Below are 4267 nucleotides of genomic sequence, written 5' to 3'. Positions count from 1 at the left end.
CGACCCTCCCCCTCCAGGGGAGGGTGATCCAAGCCCTGCCGGTGCCCCTAGAAATGCCCGAGGTCGTAGTCGTCGCAGGTGCAGCCGAACTGCTCGAGCGCATCCTGGAGATGGTCGGGGAGCATCGGCTTGGTCAGAAGGTAGTCGGCGGTCCGCTTGTTGTGGGCGCGGGCGGCCTCGGCGCGCAGGTCCTCCCAGTCGTCGATCGCGCCGTCGCCGCGGCCCAGCCAGGTGAGCGCCACCAGGTCGACCTGTTCGTCCTGATTGAGCGAGCGGATGAACGCCTTGAGCTCGCGATAGGTCGGGTCGTCGCGCCGCGCGTCGAGCGCCGACCAGCTTCCCTCGTCGGTCTCGGCATCGCCGTCGGTGACGACGTCCAGCACCTCGAACTCGCGCGCCTTCATGATGACGTAGCAGACCTTTTCCGGAGAGATGGTCAGAGTCGGCGCGGTGATCATGACTGGCGTCCTCTCGCGGCCCAGACCATGTCGACGTCGAAACCGGCCCTCACCCTCCGTCTGTCTCGTCGACTGGCGCGTCCGCATTCAACCCTTGGAAGCTTAGGAGCCGGGCATCCGGCATCCTTGATTTGGGTCAACAGCGCCGCGCACCGCCGAGCCGCTGCGGCCGGGGATTGACCTCGCCCGGCCCTGCCCTCACCCTCGGCGGCGTTCGACGATCGACTTCCCCCGACAGCACAGGCACGAGCGGCGACACGCCGCCGGAGGCGAGCATGACGAGAAGCTATCGTGTGGCCGTGGTCCCGGGCGACGGCATCGGCAAGGAGGTGGTGCCGGAAGGCGTCCGCGTGCTGGAGAAGATCGCCAAGCGGCACGGCTTCACGCTGAAGCTCGACTGGTACGATTTCTCCTCGTGCGACTATTACCTGAAGCACGGCCGCATGATGCCGGAGGACTGGAAGGAGCAGATCGGCGGCCACGACGCGATCTTCTTCGGCGCCGTCGGCTGGCCGGCCCGGGTGCCGGATCACGTCTCGCTGTGGGGCTCGCTGCTGCTGTTCCGGCGCGACTTCGACCAGTACGTCAATCTGCGCCCGGTGAAGCTGCTGCCCGGCGTGCCCTGCCCGCTCGCCGGCCGCAAGCCGGGCGACATCGACTTCATGGTGGTGCGCGAGAACACCGAGGGCGAGTACTCGTCGATCGGCGGGAAGATGTTTCCCGGCACCGCGCGCGAGTTCGTCGTGCAGGAGACCGTGATGACCCGGGTCGGCATCGACCGGGTGCTGAAATACGCCTTCGAGCTGGCGCAGCGGCGGCCCAAGCGGCACCTCACCTCGGCGACCAAGTCGAACGGCATCTCGATCACCATGCCGTACTGGGACGAGCGCGTTGAGGAGATGTCGAAGGGCTATCCGGACGTGCGCTGGGACAAGTACCACATCGACATTCTCACCGCGAACTTCGTCCTGCATCCGGACTGGTTCGACGTGGTCGTCGGCTCCAACCTGTTCGGCGACATCCTGTCGGATCTGGGCCCGGCCTGCGCCGGCACGATCGGCATCGCAGCCGCCGCCAACATCAATCCGGAGCGCAACTATCCGTCGGTGTTCGAGCCCGTGCACGGCTCGGCCCCCGACATCGCCGGCCAGGGCATCGCCAATCCGATCGGCCAGATCTGGTCGGGCGCCATGATGCTCGACCACCTCGGCGAGCACGAGGCGGCGGGCGCCATCCTGACCGCGATCGAGCGCGTGCTGGCCGAGAAGACGCTGCGCACCCGCGACCTCGGCGGCAACGCCGACACGGTCGCCTGCGGCAAGGCGATCGCCGAGATGATTTGAAGATCTGTCATTCCGGGGCGGCGCAGAGCGCCGAACCCGGAATCCAGCAGCGCACTCGGAAATCGGGGCTGGATTCCGGGTTCGCGCCTTCGGCGCGCCCCGGAATGACAGCGTTGGCCCTCACTCCCCGTTCGGCGCGACGTCCGGCTCGTCGGGTGGCTCGCGCCAGCGGCGGACCGTGCCGGACTCGATGTCGAACAGGTCGAGCACCCGGCCGACCGTGTGGTCGATCATGTCCTCGAGCGAGGTCGGGCGCGCATACATGGCCGGCACCGGCGGATAGACGATGGCGCCCATCTCGGTGACGGCCGCCATGTTGCGCAGATGGCCGAGATGCAGCGGCGTCTCGCGGGCGACCAGCACCAGGCGCCGGCGCTCCTTCAGCACCACGTCGGCGGCGCGCGGCAGCAGCGACCCGGTGATGCCGTTGGCGATCTCGGCGAGCGTGCGCATCGAGCACGGGCAGACGATCATGCCCTCGGTGCGGAACGAGCCGGACGAGATCGCCGCGCCGATGTCGTTGGTCTGGTAGTAGACGTCGGCGAGGGCCTGCAGGTCGGAGAGCTTGCGGTCGGTCTCCAGCGCCAGCGTCACCTTGGCGGCGTTGCTGACGACCACATGGGTCTCGATGCCGACCGACTTGATGATCTCGAGCAGGCGCAGCCCGTAGATGATGCCGGAGGCGCCGCTGATCCCCACGATCAGGCGGCGTGGCGTCGCTGTCATGCTCGTCTCCTGATCGCAGGCCGCGCGGCAGGACGACGAGCGCCGGTCGCAAGAGTCCTGATCGGGCACGGAAGAGTGGTGGGACCGGGAGAAGTCCCGGCGGCACGACAGCTAGCAAAAATCGATCCGGGATTCATCACCCGAATCGCGGGCGCGACGGTATGCTGACGGGGCGCGTGCGGACGCGCACGGTAGCCTCGCACCGGCACGCGGAATGCATGCTGCAAAGGCTGCGACGGCGCCCGCCGATTTGCACTCCCTTTACCAAATTCTCAGGGTTGGGATGCAGTGTCGAGCCGGTGGGACACCGGTTTCCGCCTTGTTGCTGCCCTAACTTCTTCCCACAAGGTCGGCACACTCGGGCTTGAATTCGAGGGGGACGAGTCTTTTGCGCGCATCCTGTCTGATCCTGCTGGCCGCCGGCCTCGCCGCGTCCACGGTCGCTGCATCCGCCCAGACCTATCCCGGCTCCTATCGCTCGCCCGGCACCTACGCGGCCCCTGCCCCCTATGGCAGCGCGCCCGTGATGGACGAGGACGACGACGAGCCCGGCACCTATCCGTCGCCGAGCGGTCGCAACCTCAGCGGCCATCCGGCGGCCGCCCCGGTGCCCTACGAGACGCAGCCGCTGCCGCCGCCCGGCCCGGCCGACTATTCGCGGGCGCCGCAGACCTATCGTGACGGCACGCCCTACCGCGACCAGCCGCCCGGCGCCTATCGCGAGGTGCCGCCGCCGGCTCCCTATCGCGACACCTACGCGCTTCCGCCCGAGCCCGGCCCGGCGCCCCGCTACGCCGCCCCGAGCGACGGCCCGATGCGGCCGCCCGGCGACATCGGCGGTGGCGGCTACGCCGCCGCTCCGGCGCCCGCTCCGGGCTACGGCGGCCCGCAGCCTTACGGCGCCCAGCCGCAGCAACCTTATGGTGCTCAGCCGCAGCAGCAGTATGGGGCCCAGCAGCCCTACGGCGCGCCGCAGCAGCAATACGGGGCCCAGCCCTACGGGTCGCAGCCTTACGGCGCCCGGCCCCAGGAGGCCGACCGCGCGCCGGTCGGCGCGATCCCGCCGGCCGGCATCGGCGGCGGCGGCCAGACCTACGCGGCGCTGCCGCCCGACTACCAGCCCGAGACCGGCGAGCGGAAGGAGCTGCCGGCGCAGTTCCGGCGCCAAGTGGTCGACTACGTCACCACCGAGCCGGCCGGCACCCTGATCGTCGACACGCCGAACACCTATCTCTATCTGGTGCTCGGCAACGGCAAGGCGATGCGCTACGGCATCGGCGTCGGCCGAGAGGGCTTCACCTGGGCGGGTGTCGAGCGCGTCACCCGCATGGCGGAGTGGCCCGACTGGCATCCGCCGACCGAGATGATCGAGCGCCAGCCCTACCTGCCGCGCTTCATGGCCGGCGGCGAGAGCAACCCGCTCGGCGCCCGCGCCCTCTATCTCGGCAAGACGATCTACCGCATCCACGGCACCAACCAGCCCTCGACCATCGGCACCTTCGTGTCGTCCGGCTGCATCCGGCTGGTGAACGAGGACATCGAGGACCTCTATCGCCGCGTCGGCGTCGGCACCCGCGTGGTGGTGAAGCCGAGCGGCAAGACGTCGAGCCAGCAGGCGCCGGCCGGCACGCCGCGCGGCGCCCGCGCCCCGCACAGCGCCGGCCTGCCGCAGGTCATTCGCTGACGCGATCCGCCGCGCGGCGGACCACGCGTCGAGACCACGACGGCCGGGCGCTTCGC

Annotated in this window: 4 protein-coding genes; 2 read left to right on the top strand and 2 right to left on the bottom strand. The window is 69.7% G+C overall.

Annotation, left to right across the window (positions count from 1 at the left end; genetic code table 11):
• Positions 1-47 precede the first annotated feature (47 nt).
• The gene (locus tag CH341_RS28855; RefSeq protein ID WP_111422656.1) at positions 48-458 is read right to left on the bottom strand and encodes a DUF3775 domain-containing protein; all 411 of its coding nucleotides are present in this window, start codon (positions 456-458) and stop codon (positions 48-50) included.
• 275 nt (positions 459-733) lie between these two features.
• On the opposite strand from CH341_RS28855, the gene CH341_RS28850 reads away from it, so the two are divergent.
• Positions 734-1801, top strand: a complete 1068-nt coding sequence (locus CH341_RS28850; protein WP_111422654.1) for a tartrate dehydrogenase — start codon at positions 734-736, stop codon at positions 1799-1801.
• Positions 1802-1921: 120 nt separating this feature from the next.
• Here the strand turns inward: CH341_RS28850 and CH341_RS28845 are convergent, their stop codons facing one another.
• A complete protein-coding gene (locus CH341_RS28845) occupies positions 1922-2527 on the bottom strand; it encodes a UbiX family flavin prenyltransferase (RefSeq protein WP_111422652.1) in 606 nt (201 codons plus the stop codon).
• A 388-nt stretch (positions 2528-2915) separates the two neighbouring features.
• Here CH341_RS28845 and CH341_RS28840 point away from each other — a divergent pair, with 388 nt between their 5' ends.
• A complete protein-coding gene (locus CH341_RS28840; protein ID WP_245431298.1) occupies positions 2916-4211 on the top strand; it encodes a L,D-transpeptidase in 1296 nt (431 codons plus the stop codon).
• Positions 4212-4267: the final 56 nt, after the last annotated feature.

Source organism: Rhodoplanes roseus, assembly GCF_003258865.1.
GTDB lineage: Bacteria > Pseudomonadota > Alphaproteobacteria > Rhizobiales > Xanthobacteraceae > Rhodoplanes > Rhodoplanes roseus.
Note: the sequence above shows the minus strand (reverse complement) of the source record. Positions and strands in the feature narration are given on the sequence as shown.

What these genes read in the sequence shown, in the direction of transcription:
- CH341_RS28855 (WP_111422656.1), bottom strand. Translation starts at nt 458, where the DNA reads ATGATCACCGCGCCGACTCTGACCATCTCTCCGGAAAAGGTCTGCTAC.
- CH341_RS28850 (WP_111422654.1), top strand. Translation starts at nt 734, where the DNA reads ATGACGAGAAGCTATCGTGTGGCCGTGGTCCCGGGCGACGGCATCGGC.
- CH341_RS28845 (WP_111422652.1), bottom strand. Translation starts at nt 2,527, where the DNA reads ATGACAGCGACGCCACGCCGCCTGATCGTGGGGATCAGCGGCGCCTCC.